We start from the raw sequence: 13,826 nt of genomic DNA on the forward strand, positions 1-13,826 counted from the left end.
GAGGCGACGTGGCCGGAGATCAGGCCTCTTCAGCCTTTTTCTTGGCCGGAGCCTTCTTCTTCGGAGCCGGCTTTTCGGCAGCGACTTCCTCGGCCGGAGCTTCAGCGGGAGCGGCCGCCTTCTTCTTCGGCGCGGCCTTCTTCGCGGCGGGCTTGGCTTCCTCGGCCGGGGCTTCGGCGGCGGGCGCTTCCTCGGCGGGGGCTTCTGCCTTCTTCTTGGCCGGAGCCTTCTTCTTCGCGGCGGGCTTCGCTTCGGCCGCCGGCGTCACGCCTTCTTCGGCTTCGATGGCGGCCTGCAGCTCGTCACGCGTCACTTCGCGCTCAGCCACTTCGGCCTTGTCGAACAGGAAGTCGACGACCTTGTCCTCGTAGAGCGGGGCGCGCAGCTGGGCGGCGGCAAGCGGTTCCGAACGGACGTACTCGATGAAGCGCTGGCGATCTTCCTCGCGGTACTGCTGGGCCGCCTGGCGGATCAGCATTTCCATTTCCTGCGCGGACACCTGCACGCCGTTGGCCTGGCCGATTTCCGACAGGAGCAGGCCAAGACGGACGCGGCGTTCGGCGATCTTGCGGTAGTCTTCCTTCTCCGCCTCGATCTCCTTCAGCGCTTCCTCGGGGTTTTCCTCGTGGCTCGCTTCGTGGGTCAGCTGCTGCCAGATCTGCTCGAATTCGGCTTCGACCATCGACGGCGGCACGGCGAAATCGTGGCCGGCGGCCAGCTGGTCGAGCAGCGCGCGCTTCATCTGAGTGCGGGTGAGGCCGGCGGTTTCCTGTTCGAGCTGGCCCTTGAGCAGGCCGCGCAGCTGCTCCAGGCTCTCAAGGCCGAGCATCTTGGCGAACTCGTCATCGGCCACGAACTCGCCGCCGTGCTTCACCGCCTTCACCGTGATGTCGAAGGTGGCTTCCTTGCCCTTCAGGTTCTCGGCTGGATAGTCTTCCGGGAACGTGACGGTGATGACCTTCTCGTCGCCGACCTTCAGACCGGTGAGCTGTTCCTCGAAGCCGGGGATGAAGCGGCCCGAACCGATTTCCAGCGGCTGGTCTTCGGCGGTGCCGCCCTCGAAGGCGACGCCATCGACCTTGCCGAGGAAATCGATGATCAGCTGATCGCCTTCCTTGGCCTTGGCATTCTTCGGCGCGTCGGTGAACTTCTTCTGCCCGGCGGCGATGCGGTTGACGGCTTCGTCCACCTGGTCCTCGCCCACGGGCACGACCAGCTTTTCAAGCTTCAGGCCATCGAGCGACGGCGCGGCGATGTCCGGCAGGACTTCGAGCGCGACGGTCAGTTCGGCGTCCTGCCCTTCGGCATAGCCATCGCCCAGCGCGACCGAGGGCTGCACGGCGGGGCGCAGCTTGTGATCGGCCACGAGCTTGTCCAGCGCGGCGCGGATGGTGGTGTTGAGCGCTTCCTGGTGAAGCGCCGGGCCGTGAATCTTGCGCACGAGGTTCGCGGGCACCTTGCCGGGGCGGAAGCCGGGCATCCGCACCTGCGGCGTGATCTTCTTCACTTCCCCTTCGACGCGCGACGCGATGTCGGCGGCCGGGATGGTCACGGTGTAGGCGCGCTTCAGGCCCTCGTTGGTGGTCTCGACGATCTGCATCCTGATCCAACTTTCTGTACGTCATTGACGCACCGCGCGGCGCGTCGTCCTCGGGTCGGAGCTTGGCGCAGCGACTGGTGCGGGCGAAGGGACTCGAACCCCCACATCTTGCGATACTGGAACCTAAATCCAGCGCGTCTACCAGTTCCGCCACGCCCGCATCCGGCGAAAAGCAGGCGGTGCCCCTATCGCAGCGGCGGGAAAAGGGCAAGCGCCTTGGGTCCAATCGGGCAATGCGGCCTTCCGGACGCCTCCGGATCAGCGCGCCAGGCGCGCCAGCGCGGCCAGCAAGCCCCAGCCCTGATGCGCGGCGGGAGGAGCGGCGGCGCGGTCATCGCCCACGCATTCCAGGCAATAGGCCTGCGCACCGCGCCCCGACAGCAAGCGCGAGACATCGGCCATCAACCGGCCCGCCAGCGCCTGCTGGCGCAAGGCAACGAAGCCGGCCAGATCGCCCGATGGCGCCGCCGCGGCGTCCCCGTCGTCGCTGGCCATCTGTTCCAGCAGGCTGCGCACCGTGCCATCGCCCGATCCCAGGAAAACGGGGTGCCACTTGTCGACCTTGGCCGCCTTGGCGGTCCACGCCAGCGCATCATCCAGCCCGCCGAACTGGTCGACAAGACCGATCTGACGCGCGGTGCCGCCATCCCAGATGCGACCCTGGCCGATGGCATCGACCTGCTCGGGCGTCTTGTGGCGCGATGCGCCGACAAGGCCGATGAAGCGGCGATAGTTGTTTTCGATCTGGCCCTGCAGCAGCCCCTGGAACGCCGGTGTCAGCCCGCCCAGCAGGTCGGGCTGGCCAGCCAGCGGCGTCGTGCGCAAACCATCGGCGTGGACGCCATACTGCGCGATGGTGTCCTCGACGGTCGGGATCACGGCGAAGATTCCGATCGAGCCGGTGATCGTGTCCGGCTCCGCGAAGATGCGCTGGCCAGGCGTGGAGACCCAGTATCCACCGCTTGCGGCCAGATTCGCCATCGACACGGCCACCGGCAGCCCCTTGGCCTTGATCCGTTCGATCGCGGCGCGAATCCGTTCCGAGGCCAGCACCGATCCGCCCGGCGAATCGACCCGCACCACCAGCCCGGCGTAGTCATCGCTGGCCGCCGCCTTGTCGAGCAGCGCGGCAATCCGGTCGCCGCCCGCGGTCCCCGGCCCGGCATCGCCATCGACGATCTCGCCCGCGATGGTCACCACGGCGATCGCCTTGCCTTCGCGCGGTTCAGGCTTGTCGGCGAGATAGGTCGCCATGTCGGTGGAGCGGAACGCGCCAAGCCCGGCCGACGGATCGGCGCCCGCGAGTTCGGCCACGCGCTTGCCGAAGGCGATGCGATCGCCCAGCTTGTCGACCAGCCCGGCCTTGAGCGCCGCCTGCGCCGCATCGTTATTGCTTTCGGCCAGCCACTTCACCGGATCGCCCGTCACCAGCGCTAGGTTCGCCTTGGGCCGGGCCTTCTTCACTTCGGCCTGCCAGCTGTCCCACAGCGCGGTGTACACCGCGTTTAGCGCTTCCTTCGCTTCGGGCGAGGCATCGTCGCGGATGTAGGGTTCCACCGCGCTCTTGTAGGTGCCGACCTTGAAGACGTGCGCCTTCACCTTCAGCCGGTCGAGCAGCGCCTTGTAATAAAGGTTGGTGCCACCGGGGCCGGTCACGATCGCGCCGCCGATCGGATCGACCCAGACCTCGCTGGCATGGGCCGCCAGTTGCACGCCATCGTCCTGATACATCACCGCGCGGACCAGCACCGGCTTCTTCGCCGCCCGGGCCTTGTCCATCGCCGCGCCGATATGGCTGAGATGGACCTGCCGCCCGCCCGCGAACTTCTCGAGATCGAGCACGATCACCTTGATCCGCGAATCGGTGGCCGCCTGCTCGATCGCGCGGGCGATGTCGCGTTCGCGGTATTCCCGACGCGGCTTCTCGCCGCTGGTCAGCAGGCTCAGCGGATCGATATGGCTACGTTCCTCCACCACCGGGCCATCGAGCACCAGATAGAGCGCGCCTTCACGCACCATGCCGGGGGCCGGACGCAGCGTGAGCACCGCGTAGAGCGCCCAGAAGAACAGCAGGAGGAACAGGAGGACGAGAGCGTCCTTGACGGCGACGAGGAGCTTCCAGGCCGAGCGGGCGAATTTCATGGGGGATATCTACGGCCTGAACGCGAAGAGTTCCAGCCGCAAGGCTTGAGATGCCTCCGTGCCGGGTCTAGGGCGTGGTCTTCGATGCAACCATCGACCCCCACCTCCTCCGCCGCACCGCCTTCGGCCCGCTATCCCGCCGGCGGCCTTGCCTTTCCCCATCGCGATCTGACCGGGATCGGCCGGCTTGCCCGGCACGAGATCCTGTTCCTGCTGGACGAGGCGGAACAGTGGGTGGAGCTGAACCGGCAATCGCAGAAGCGCGCCGAAGTCCTCTCGGGCCTCACCATCATCAACGCCTTCTTCGAGAATTCCACCCGCACGCTGCTGTCGTTCGAGATCGCGGGCAAGCGGCTGGGCGCGGACGTGGTCAACATGCACGCCGCCACGTCCAGCGTGAAGAAGGGCGAAACGCTGATCGACACGGCGATGACGCTGAACGCGATGCGCGCGGACGCCATCGTCATCCGCCACGCCAGTTCCGGCGCGGTGCGGCTGATCGCCGAAAAGGTCGATTGCCCGGTGCTCAACGCGGGCGACGGCCAGCACGAGCATCCCACGCAGGCACTGCTCGACGCGCTGACCATCCGCCATGCGCTGAAGCGCCCCCCCGGCAGCGACCTGAACGGCCTGCGCGTGACGATCTGCGGGGACATCCTGCACAGCCGCGTCGCCCGCTCCAACATCCTGGCCCTGACCGCGCTGGGCTGCGATGTCAGCGTCTGCGCGCCGCCCGCGCTGATGCCGGCCGAGATCGAGGCGATGGGCGTGAAGCCCTTCCACGATTTCGACGCGGCGCTGAAGGGCGCGCAAGTGGTGATGATGCTGCGGCTCCAACAGGAACGGATGAGCGGCCAGTTCATCCCCTCCCCCCGCGAATACAGGCATCTGTACGGGCTGACGCTCGACCGGCTCGCCAAGGCGGAAGCCGATGCCTTCGTCATGCATCCCGGCCCCATGAACCGGGGCGTGGAGATCGACAGCCAGGTGGCCGACCATCCAACCCGCAGCCTGATTACCCGGCAGGTGGAACGCGGCGTCGCCATCCGCATGGCCTGTCTGGACGTGCTGACACGGCGCGCGAGAGGCGTGCCCGGCTGGGCCGAAGAACAGGGAGTCCTTACATGACCCCGCGCCCGCTGACCATCACCGGCGGCAGGCTGGTGCTGCCCGAAGGCGAACCCGTTGCCGGCGCGCTGCGCTGCGAGAACGGGCGGATCGTGGCGATCGGGAATGTTTCGCCGGCGGAAGGCGATGACGTGATCGACGCGCGCGGCGCGCTGATCGCGCCGGGCCTCGTCGATCTGGGCGTCTTCGCCATCGACAAGCCGGCGTTCCACTTCGGCGGCATCACCCGCGCCGCGCTGATGCCCGATCAGGGGCCGCCACTGGACCATCCGGCGCGCGTCCGCTTCGCCGCGCAATCGGGTAAGCCCGATTTCTGGGTCCACCCGCTCGCCGCCGCCACGCGCGGGCTGGAAGGCGCGGAACTCGCCGAACTGGCCCTGATGCGCGAGGCCGGCGCACGCGCGGTCGCGACCGGGCGGAACTGGATCGCCGATTCGGGCGTGATGCTTCGGCTGCTGCGCTATTGCGCGATGCTCGGGCTGGTCGTCATCACCCATGCCGAGGATGCCGGCGTCACCGGCGCGGCCGTGGCCACCGCCGGCGAGATGGCGACCCGGCTGGGCCTGCCGTCCGCCCCGGCCGAGGCCGAAGCGCTGGCGGTGGCGCGCGACATCACGCTGGCCGAACTATCGGGTTGCCACGTCCACTTCCGGCAGGTGACGACCGCGCGCGCGCTGGATCTCGTACGCAAGGCCAAGGCGCGCGGCGCGCCGGTGAGCGCGGGCGTGACCCCGGCGCATTTCATGCTGTCCGATCTGGAACTCGCCGATTTCCGGACGTTCTGCCGCCTTTCGCCGCCGCTGCGCAGCGATGCCGATCGCAAGGCGGTGATCGCCGCGATCGCCGACGGCACGATCGACGTGATCGCATCGGGCCATGATCCGCGCGGCCCCGAGGACAAGCGCCTGCCCTTCGCCGATGCCGAACCGGGCATGGCCGGGGCGGAAACGCTGTTGCCGCTGACGCTGACTCTGGTGCGCGATGGTCATATCAATCTTGCCCGCGCGTTCGACCTGCTTGCCGGTGCCCCGGCACGCCTGCTGGGCGTGGATGCCGGAAGGCTGGAGACCGGCTGGGAAGCCGATATCGCGCTGATCGATCCGGTCCGTCCCTGGATCGTCGATTCGGACAAGATGGCAGCCAGCGCCGGCAACACGCCGTTCGACCGGCGGCCCGTGGAAGGCCGGGTCAACGCCCTGTTCAAGGGCGGCAAGCTGATCGCCTGAACGCAGGCGGGCCGAAGCCCGTCAGCGCAACCGCGCGAGACGGGTATCGGAGGGGCGGCCCGGCTGCGGCGGAGCCACACGGGGCGCGGCCATGACGAGGCACGCGCCGCCGCGCGCCTTGACCGAGCGGCACAGCGTGGCGGCGGAAGCCTGCCCGACGAAGCCAGCCGCCTGCACGCGCCAGAAGTGGCGGCCGTTGACGGTGACCTCGGTGGTCACGTTGCGATAGCCCGCCAGCGCCGGATTGCGCGACGCGAAGTGACGCCAGGCCCGGCGTGCGCCATCGGCGGTGGAGAACGCACCCAGCTGTACCAGATGCGTGCCCGGTGCGACCGTGGGACGCACCGCCAGCCTGCTTGCCGGCTTGGCCACCGGGCGCGCGGAAAGACGAACAGCCGGATGCGTCACCGGTGCGGCGATGCGATAGGGCCGGGCCTGCGGCTGAACCACCGCGACCGGCGCGGCTTTCGCCGCGGGCGCGTCGATCATCGCCAGTTGCGCGGGGCGCGGCTGCGTCGAAGCGTCCGCCACTCGTGGAGCGGGCGCGGTATCGAGCGCCGGCAGTTCCTCCACGGCGGCCTTGGCCAGCGTGGGGGCCGCGCCGGCGTTGCCTGCCTTCGGCGTCTCCGCCTTCGCCGCGGCGGCGTCGGCCAGTTGCGCCGTTTCCGGGAAGTTGGCGAGCGCCAGCGCCGTCGGCTGGCCGGCATCTTCGCGTACCGGAGCACCGATCAGCGAGGCCACGCGGAGGCGCACGTCCTCGGGATTGCCCATGGCCGCCCATTGCTGGATGCGCGCGTCGAGCTGGTCGGCGGGCACATCGAACGAAGCCATGACCCGGGCTTCCTTCCATTCGCCATGAAGCGCCAGGGCGAATGCAAGATTCTGGCGGATCTTGGGATTGGTCCCGCTGGTACGCAGCGCGTTAGCCATCATTTCGATGCCTTCGCCGGTACGGCCGGCCAACGCTAGCGCCAGCCCATAGTCCTCGACCGGAATGGCATCGCGATAGCTGTTCAGCGTGTCGACCGCCTCGTTGCTGCGGCCCATGCCGATTTCGGCCAGCGCAAGGCTCAACGCGGCCTTGCCGCTGTCCTCGCCCAGTTCCATCGCCTCGTCATAGGCCTGCCGCGCGGATTCGAAGCGGCCGGCGCGCAAGTAGCTGTTCCCCAGCAGGAGGCGGTAAGCGCCGTTGCGCGGATCGGACAACACGGCCTTTTCCGCGAGGGCGACCGCCTTGTCGGCATGGCCGCCACCCAGTTCCGCGCGGGCATTGGCCGCGATCTTGTCGGCATGCGGCCCGCCGGCCGCACAGCCCGCGAGCAGGCCAGCCGCCAGCGCGGTGGCTAACCCCATGCGCAGCCGCCGGCGAAGCGGGGCAGCGCGCGGTGCGGTGAAATCGATCGAGGGCTGCATGATCGGAAAATCCCCTGGCAAACGGATCAAGGCCGCTTGGCGCGGCAGGCCAGGTCTTCAAGACCGGGCACGGTTTCGAGAAAGCGGTCGAGCGCGTCGGTCACGACCTGCTGCGCGCTGCGGTTCTCCAGAGTGCTGGCAAGCCGCAGGCGGAAATGGCGATCGGCGTCGAGACGCAGTGTGAAAGCGGCCTTGCGGCCCGAAGCCAGGGCAACGCCATGGCGACGCGCCGGCTGCGGCGCAACTTCGGGTTCCGACGGTGCCGATACCGGCTCAAATGCGGGAGCTTCTTCCACAACCGGGGCTTCCTCGGCCACGGCCTGCGCGAGCGTCTTCATCTGGCGCACCACTTCGGGCACCGCAGGCGCGGCGTCGGCATGATCGGGCACCGGCGCACCATGGGATGAGCCATGCGACGGTGCCTCGCCCATATCGTTCCAGCCCAGATCGTCGAGAGGAGCATGGCCGCCGCCCAGCCCGACACGGTGCTGTTCGTCATAGGAAATCGGCGCAAGCTGGGGCCGCATGGCGGGGCGCGCGCCGCCCTTGCGGGCAAGAAGGCTTGGCGTCAGCGAAGCGAAGGAGCGGGGTTCGGTCATCAGGCTCCTCCCTTCACGAACCACTGACGCGGCGGCCGAAGCCTCCGGCCGCGCGTGGAGCAGCGCCGATGACTGGCGCCGGCTGCGCGGGCACCGCGAAGACGGTACGGCGGAAATTGCGTTCGAGCCGTTCGGAAATATAGGTCCACAGCGCAGTGACTTCCTGCGCCGAACGCCCCTTGGGATCGACTTCCATCACCGTGCGCCCATCGATCATCGAGGCCGCGAAATCGGTGCGGTGGTGCAGCGTTACGGGGGCTACGGTGCCGTGCTGCGACAGCGCGATCGCCGCTTCGGAGGTGATGCGTGCCTTGGGCGTCGCGCCGTTTACCACGAAGATCAGCGGCTTTCCGGCGCGCTCGCACAGATCGACCGTGGCGCCAACGGCGCGCAAGTCATGCGGGCTGGGGCGCGTGGGCACGACGATCAGTTCCGCCACGGAGATAACCGACTGGATCGCCATCGTGATCGCCGGTGGCGTATCGATTACGGCCAGCTTGAAGCCCTGCTGGCGCAGAACGGCAAGGTCGGCGGCCAGACGGGCCACGGTGGTCTGGGCGAAGGCCGGGTATTCCGCCTCGCGCTCATTCCACCAATCAGCCAGCGACCCCTGCGGATCGATGTCGATGAGAACGACCGGGCCGGCGCCGGCGCGCTGCGCCTGCACGGCAAGATGACCGGACAGGGTGGTCTTTCCCGATCCGCCCTTCTGCGATGCCAAAGCCAATACGCGCAATGGGTATCCCCCTCTTATACCGAAACGGTCCTGAACGGGAGATCGCAGAACAGACTGAAATTTCCGTTAATGCCGCGCGGGAGGGGGAAGGGACAACACGCACCCGATTTCGTGGCAATGAGGCTCGCAAGGCCGCAATTCTTTGCTAATGCGGGGTTAACCGATCACAAATACCATACCCAATCCAGCAGCTACTACACGAGCGGGGGCCTTGCCGTGCTTCGACCGAAAGCGGGAACAACCATAGGAATTGCCATACTGGCAGCCTGCGCGGCCGCCCCGGCCCTGTCCGCCCAAGCCCAGACGACAGGCAGCGGTGCGAACGCGAACGTGGTGAAATCCGGCGTCGATGCCTGGCAACGGCAGGACTATGCAGGCGCGGTCCGCCAATGGGAGACAGCCGCCGCCAAGGGCGATGCGGACGCGGAGTTCAACCTGGGGCAAGCCTATCGGCTGGGCAAAGGCGTGCCGCAGGACATGGCCAAGGCCGAATTCTATTTCGGCCGCGCCGCGCGCAAGGGACATCCGCAGGCCGGCGACAACTATGGCATCGTGCTGTTCCAGTCGGGCCGCCAGACGGAGGCCCTGCCCTGGCTCAACACCGCCGCTGATCGCGGAGAGCCGCGCGCGATGTACATCCTCGGCATCGCCGCCTTCAACGGCGATTACGTGGGCAAGGACTGGGTGCGCGCTTATGCGCTGATGACCCGCGCCGCGGCCAGCGGCCTGCCGCAGGCGACATCCAGCCTCGCCACCATGGACACCGTGATCCCGCTGGAGCAGCGGCAAATGGGCATTTCGCTGGCCGGCGATCTCGAACGGAAAGCGGAACAGGCGCGCAGCGTGCAACTCGCCGCCAGCGATCTGGGCGCCAAGGCCCCGCCGGTGCAAACGCCCGCCAACGCCGCGCCCCGGCCGTTGCCCACCATCAGCGTACCCGCCTCCACCGTCGCGGCGGCTCCGCCACCGCCCGCACCCCCGCGCCCGGCAACGCCCCGACCGGCAACGCCCCGACCGGCACCTCCCCCGCCAGCCCAGCATACCCCGCCCACCGTCCGCGCGACCGGCAACTGGCGCATCCAGCTGGGCGCGTTCTCGCAGCGCGGCAATGCCGATGCGCTGTGGAGCCGGGTGAAGGCCCGACCGGGCTTGGCCGGCCATCCCCGGATCGACATTCCCTCCGGCGGCGTGACGCGCCTGCTCGCCGGCGGCTACGGCGGACAGGCGGACGCGGAAAGGGCGTGCGACGGCCTCAAGGCTGGTGGCATCGCGTGCCTGGTGATAAAGCCGTAAGGCTTTGACGAATCACGCTTCGGACCAGCCCGCTTCCCTCCCACTTCCAGCGCATGGCGGCCCTTCGCGGATCGCGGCGATCGATTTCGTGCGCGGCATTGCCGTGCTGGGCATCCTGACGATCAACATCACCGGGTTCTGGGGTCCGACGCTCGCCAGCTTCTCGCCCGCCCTGCCCCGCGTCGAACCCGGTGCCGACGCGTGGTTCGCGCTGTCGTTCCTGCTATTCGAAGGCAAGATGCGCGCACTGTTCACGCTGCTGTTCGGGGCCAGCATGATGCTGTTCATCGAAGCCGCCGAACGGCGCGGGTTGAACGGCGATGCGATGCAGGCCCGCCGGCTGTTCTGGCTCGCCCTGTTCGGATACGCGCATTACTTGCTGCTATGGTGGGGGGACATCCTGTTTCCCTATGCCCTGTGCGGCCTGGGCGCGCTGGTGTTACGCCGCCTGCCGCCTGCCGCGTTGGCCGCCATTGCCATCGCGGTGTTCTGCGCCGCACACGGACTGGACGGCATCGGCGATGTGCCCGGCATAGCGGCCGAACAGCGCGTGCTGTCCGGGCATGGCACTGCAGCGGAACAGGCTGAACAGGCCGCGATGATGGCGCGGATCGCGCAATCGATGGCGCAGGACACGCAGATCCTGAACGCCGGCTTCCTCCAGGCGATCCGGCTGCGGCTTGCTCTGGCACCATTCCTGCCGTTCAAGATCGCGCTGGCGACGGCGACCGAAACGCTGCCGCTGATGCTGGTGGGCATCGCCCTGTTCCGCAGCGGCTTTTTCACCGGCGGCTGGAGCCGTCGCGCGATCGCCCGCATGGCGGCGGTCGGCATCGGCATCGGCGGGATGCTGACGCTGCCGGTCCTTTGGTGGATCTGGGCGCATCATTTCCCCCCGCGCGCGATGCTGGGCGTAATGGACCACATCGCGGCGATCCCGCGCGCGATCATGGCGCTGGGCTACCTCGCCGCACTGTTGCTGTGCTGGCCGCGCGCAAGCGGCCATCCGCTCGCCCGCCGCCTCGCAGCCGCCGGACGCTGCGCCTTCACCAACTACCTGGGGACCACGGTGCTGATGGGCGCCGTGTTTTCGGGCTGGGGCCTGGGCCTCGGCCCCGAACTGCCGCGCCTGTGGCTGCCGGCTTTCGTCGTACTCGGCTGGATCGCGATGCTGGCCTGGCCGGCATGGTGGCTTGCCCGATTCCGCCAGGGGCCGATGGAAGCGGCGTGGCGACGCCTGACGTTCCTGTTCGTCGCGAGGCCATCCTGATCCCGCGGCTCAGGATGGCGTATCCGCCGCCTTCTGCGGATGCTTCGGACTCAGGATCAGGACCCCGCCTTCCACGCGCCACGACTTGAGCCGTGACAGCAGGTTCATGCCCAGCACGTTGAGGCCGCCGGTCGACCCGGTGACGATCACGTCCATGTCGCGCGCCACGATCGATCCGAAGCGCAATTCGCCCACCCGCGCCATGCGCGCCTCCACTTCTCCGTTCGCCGTGCGCACCGATATCGGCAGGCGCAACGGATCGGGCCTGATGTCGGCGGCGGCGGCGGCATCTTCGGACAGCGCCGTGATGGTGGCCCCGGTATCGACCATGAAGCGCTGGCGCACGCCGTTGACGCGCGCTTCGATCCAGTAGTGCCCGTCGGCCGCCAGGGGAATGCGCGTTTCGCCACCCGCCACGCTCTGCGACGGCATCCCGATGTTGGAGGTGAGGGAATCGAACGTGGGATCGAGATGCACGAAGCGCACCACCGTCAGCGCGAACACCGCCAGCAACGCGACATTGCCGACAAAGCCCAGCAGCCGCCCGGTCAACGGTAGAAAGCCGCGAATCATGCCGGCGATCATCACCAGCACGATCGCGCCGCCCGCCGCCAGAAGCAGCGGCGGGGCACCGGTCAGCGCCGGCGGCAAGGCAGCGATCAGATTTCCCGGAATGTCCATCGAATCGCGCGTACCATGCCTTTCCTTTCACGCGGCTGACATCATCGGAACGCATGGGCGGTCAAACCATTGGAGCGATCATGATCCTCACCATAGCCACCCGCCTTTCCTGCCGCATGTATGGCGCAACCGATGCCTTGCTCCAGATCGAAGCGGCCCCGACCTCGCAACAGTCCATCCTTTCCGCAAACATCGCCAGCACGCCCACCCCGCACTTTCTGCGCGTGGGGGCACAGGATGGCATCGGCGAAAGGATATGGGTTCACCACGACGGCGAATTCTCGGTCAGTTATGATGCGCGGATCGAAGTGCTGCGCAACGATTTCGACCTGGCGTCGCTAGCCGGGCTGCCGCCGCACCGCCTGCCGGGAGAGGCGGTGCCCTATCTGCTCGATTCGCTCTATTGCCCGGCCAGCCGGCTCCAGCCCTTCGTGCAGGAGGAATTCGGCGCACTGGCGGGCGGTGCGAAGGTGGAGGCGATGCGCGCCTGGATCGCCGGCCACTTCCGTTACGTTCCGGGATCGAGCAATTCCGCGACCACCGCGCTGGACAGCTTCGTCGAGCGACGGGGCGTGTGCCGCGACTATGCCCATACGCTGATCGCCCTTGCCCGCGCGGCGGCCATCCCGGCCCGGTTCGCGTCCGGCTATGGCCCCGGCGTATCGCCGCAGGACTTTCACGCCGTGGCCGAGGTTTTCCTGGCCGATCCGGCGGGCCAGGGCGGAAGCTGGCGCATCGTCGATGCCACGGGCATGATCACGCCAGACGCCTTCGCGGTCATCGGCGTGGGGCGCGATGCGGCGGACGCCAGCTTCGTCACAAGCTACGGCACGATGGACCTTGTATCGAAGGACATCACCGTCCGCAGCGAATAGCGGCCGCCGCCGATAGCGGGAGGAACGATCGGGTTTACTTCCCTTTCAGCCCTGTGTGTTAAGCCGTGCGCAAGGCCGCGCGAAGCATGGACGCACGGCGCGCGACCGAAGGCGATGAAAGGCCGGCACCTGTGACAGACGATGGACCGATGAATCTGCTGCGCAAGCGCTGGATTCGCGTCCCCGCCGGCTTCATCGCCATGTCGCTCGCCTCGATGCTGGCGTTCCACGTCGGGCAGGATGCGGCGCAGGTATTCTTCCCGCACAAGGACGGCACCGCGCAACCGGCGACGGCGAAGCCTGCCGCCAAGCCGCCGCAACCCGCCCCTGCGCCCAAGCCGCCGGCCGACGATCCGTTCGTGGTCAAATCGATCCTGAAAATCGACGAACCGATCAAGTTCGGCCAGTTCTTCTGGGACGAAAGCAAGGGCGAACCGGGGCCGCTGGTGGTCACTGTCGATCTGGAGGCCCGCACGCTGTCGGTGTTCCGCAACGGCCACGAGATCGGCGCGACCGCGATCCTCAAGGGCTATGGCGACAAGCCCACCCCGGTCGGCGTGTTCCCGATCACCGAGAAGGACGCCGATCACGTTTCCAACATCTATGACGCGCCGATGCCCTACATGCTGCGGCTGACCAACGACGGCGTCTCGATCCACGGCAGCAAGGTGGAAAAGGGCTATGCCACCAACGGCTGCATCGGCGTGCCCGATGCCTTTGCCAAGCGCCTGTTCGAACAGGCGAAGCTGGGCGACAAGGTCATCATCACCGACGGCAAGCGCATCGGCGTGGGCGATCCCATCGTGGTGGAGCAGCAGGCCCAGACGCCATCGGGCGCCTGAACCTTGCGGCATAGGCGAATG

The 13,826-nt window shown here is 68.0% G+C and carries 12 protein-coding genes and 1 tRNA gene; 6 read left to right on the forward strand and 7 right to left on the reverse strand.

Going from position 1 to position 13,826, the window contains the following annotated elements:
* Positions 1 to 19: 19 nt before the first annotated feature.
* The 3 genes from tig to sppA form a co-directional block, all read right to left on the reverse strand.
* On the reverse strand, positions 20 to 1,600 hold the full coding sequence (gene tig, locus FA702_RS05995) for a trigger factor (RefSeq protein WP_136955391.1): 1,581 nt from the start codon (positions 1,598 to 1,600) through the stop codon (positions 20 to 22).
* Positions 1,601 to 1,675: 75 nt separating this feature from the next.
* Positions 1,676 to 1,760 (reverse strand) — tRNA-Leu (locus tag FA702_RS06000).
* Between the two features lie 98 nt (positions 1,761 to 1,858).
* Positions 1,859 to 3,742 (reverse strand): signal peptide peptidase SppA, encoded by a 1,884-nt coding sequence (gene sppA / locus FA702_RS06005; RefSeq protein WP_136955392.1) that lies wholly within the window; start codon positions 3,740 to 3,742, stop codon positions 1,859 to 1,861.
* An 84-nt stretch (positions 3,743 to 3,826) separates the two neighbouring features.
* Here sppA and FA702_RS06010 point away from each other — a divergent pair, with 84 nt between their 5' ends.
* Positions 3,827 to 4,870: an aspartate carbamoyltransferase catalytic subunit gene (locus FA702_RS06010; RefSeq protein WP_136955393.1), complete on the forward strand. Its 1,044-nt coding sequence runs from the start codon at positions 3,827 to 3,829 to the stop codon at positions 4,868 to 4,870.
* Complete coding sequence (locus FA702_RS06015) at positions 4,867 to 6,096, forward strand: dihydroorotase family protein (RefSeq protein WP_136955394.1); 1,230 nt, start codon at positions 4,867 to 4,869, stop codon at positions 6,094 to 6,096. The genes FA702_RS06010 and FA702_RS06015 overlap by 4 nt, the downstream gene beginning before the upstream one ends.
* Positions 6,097 to 6,117: 21 nt before the next feature.
* Here the strand turns inward: FA702_RS06015 and FA702_RS06020 are convergent, their stop codons facing one another.
* Genes FA702_RS06020 through FA702_RS06030 form a run of 3 tightly spaced genes read right to left on the reverse strand, consistent with a single transcriptional unit; the run spans position 6,118 to position 8,844 of the window.
* Positions 6,118 to 7,509 (reverse strand): tetratricopeptide repeat protein, encoded by a 1,392-nt coding sequence (locus tag FA702_RS06020; protein ID WP_136955395.1) that lies wholly within the window; start codon positions 7,507 to 7,509, stop codon positions 6,118 to 6,120.
* 26 nt (positions 7,510 to 7,535) lie between these two features.
* Complete coding sequence (locus FA702_RS06025; RefSeq protein ID WP_136955396.1) at positions 7,536 to 8,108, reverse strand: hypothetical protein; 573 nt, start codon at positions 8,106 to 8,108, stop codon at positions 7,536 to 7,538.
* 13 nt (positions 8,109 to 8,121) lie between these two features.
* On the reverse strand, positions 8,122 to 8,844 hold the full coding sequence (locus tag FA702_RS06030) for a ParA family protein (RefSeq protein ID WP_124809227.1): 723 nt from the start codon (positions 8,842 to 8,844) through the stop codon (positions 8,122 to 8,124).
* 330 nt (positions 8,845 to 9,174) lie between these two features.
* Between FA702_RS06030 and FA702_RS06035 the strand changes: the two genes are divergently transcribed.
* Together FA702_RS06035 and FA702_RS06040 are read left to right on the forward strand one after the other, a co-directional pair.
* Positions 9,175 to 10,137, forward strand: a complete 963-nt coding sequence (locus FA702_RS06035; protein ID WP_255504731.1) for an SPOR domain-containing protein — start codon at positions 9,175 to 9,177, stop codon at positions 10,135 to 10,137.
* A 4-nt stretch (positions 10,138 to 10,141) separates the two neighbouring features.
* On the forward strand, positions 10,142 to 11,407 hold the full coding sequence (locus FA702_RS06040; protein ID WP_136955398.1) for a DUF418 domain-containing protein: 1,266 nt from the start codon (positions 10,142 to 10,144) through the stop codon (positions 11,405 to 11,407).
* A 9-nt stretch (positions 11,408 to 11,416) separates the two neighbouring features.
* On the opposite strand, the gene FA702_RS06045 is transcribed toward FA702_RS06040, so the two are convergent.
* Positions 11,417 to 12,088: a TIGR02281 family clan AA aspartic protease gene (locus FA702_RS06045; RefSeq protein ID WP_136955399.1), complete on the reverse strand. Its 672-nt coding sequence runs from the start codon at positions 12,086 to 12,088 to the stop codon at positions 11,417 to 11,419.
* 80 nt (positions 12,089 to 12,168) lie between these two features.
* On the opposite strand from FA702_RS06045, the gene FA702_RS06050 reads away from it, so the two are divergent.
* Both FA702_RS06050 and FA702_RS06055 read left to right on the forward strand, forming a co-directional pair.
* Positions 12,169 to 12,963 (forward strand): transglutaminase family protein, encoded by a 795-nt coding sequence (locus tag FA702_RS06050; protein ID WP_136955400.1) that lies wholly within the window; start codon positions 12,169 to 12,171, stop codon positions 12,961 to 12,963.
* Positions 12,964 to 13,112: 149 nt separating this feature from the next.
* Positions 13,113 to 13,805, forward strand: a complete 693-nt coding sequence (locus tag FA702_RS06055) for a L,D-transpeptidase family protein (protein WP_136955401.1) — start codon at positions 13,113 to 13,115, stop codon at positions 13,803 to 13,805.
* Positions 13,806 to 13,826: the final 21 nt, after the last annotated feature.

Origin of the sequence: Novosphingobium sp. EMRT-2, from assembly GCF_005145025.1 — a bacterium.
Taxonomy (GTDB): Bacteria; Pseudomonadota; Alphaproteobacteria; order Sphingomonadales; family Sphingomonadaceae; genus Novosphingobium.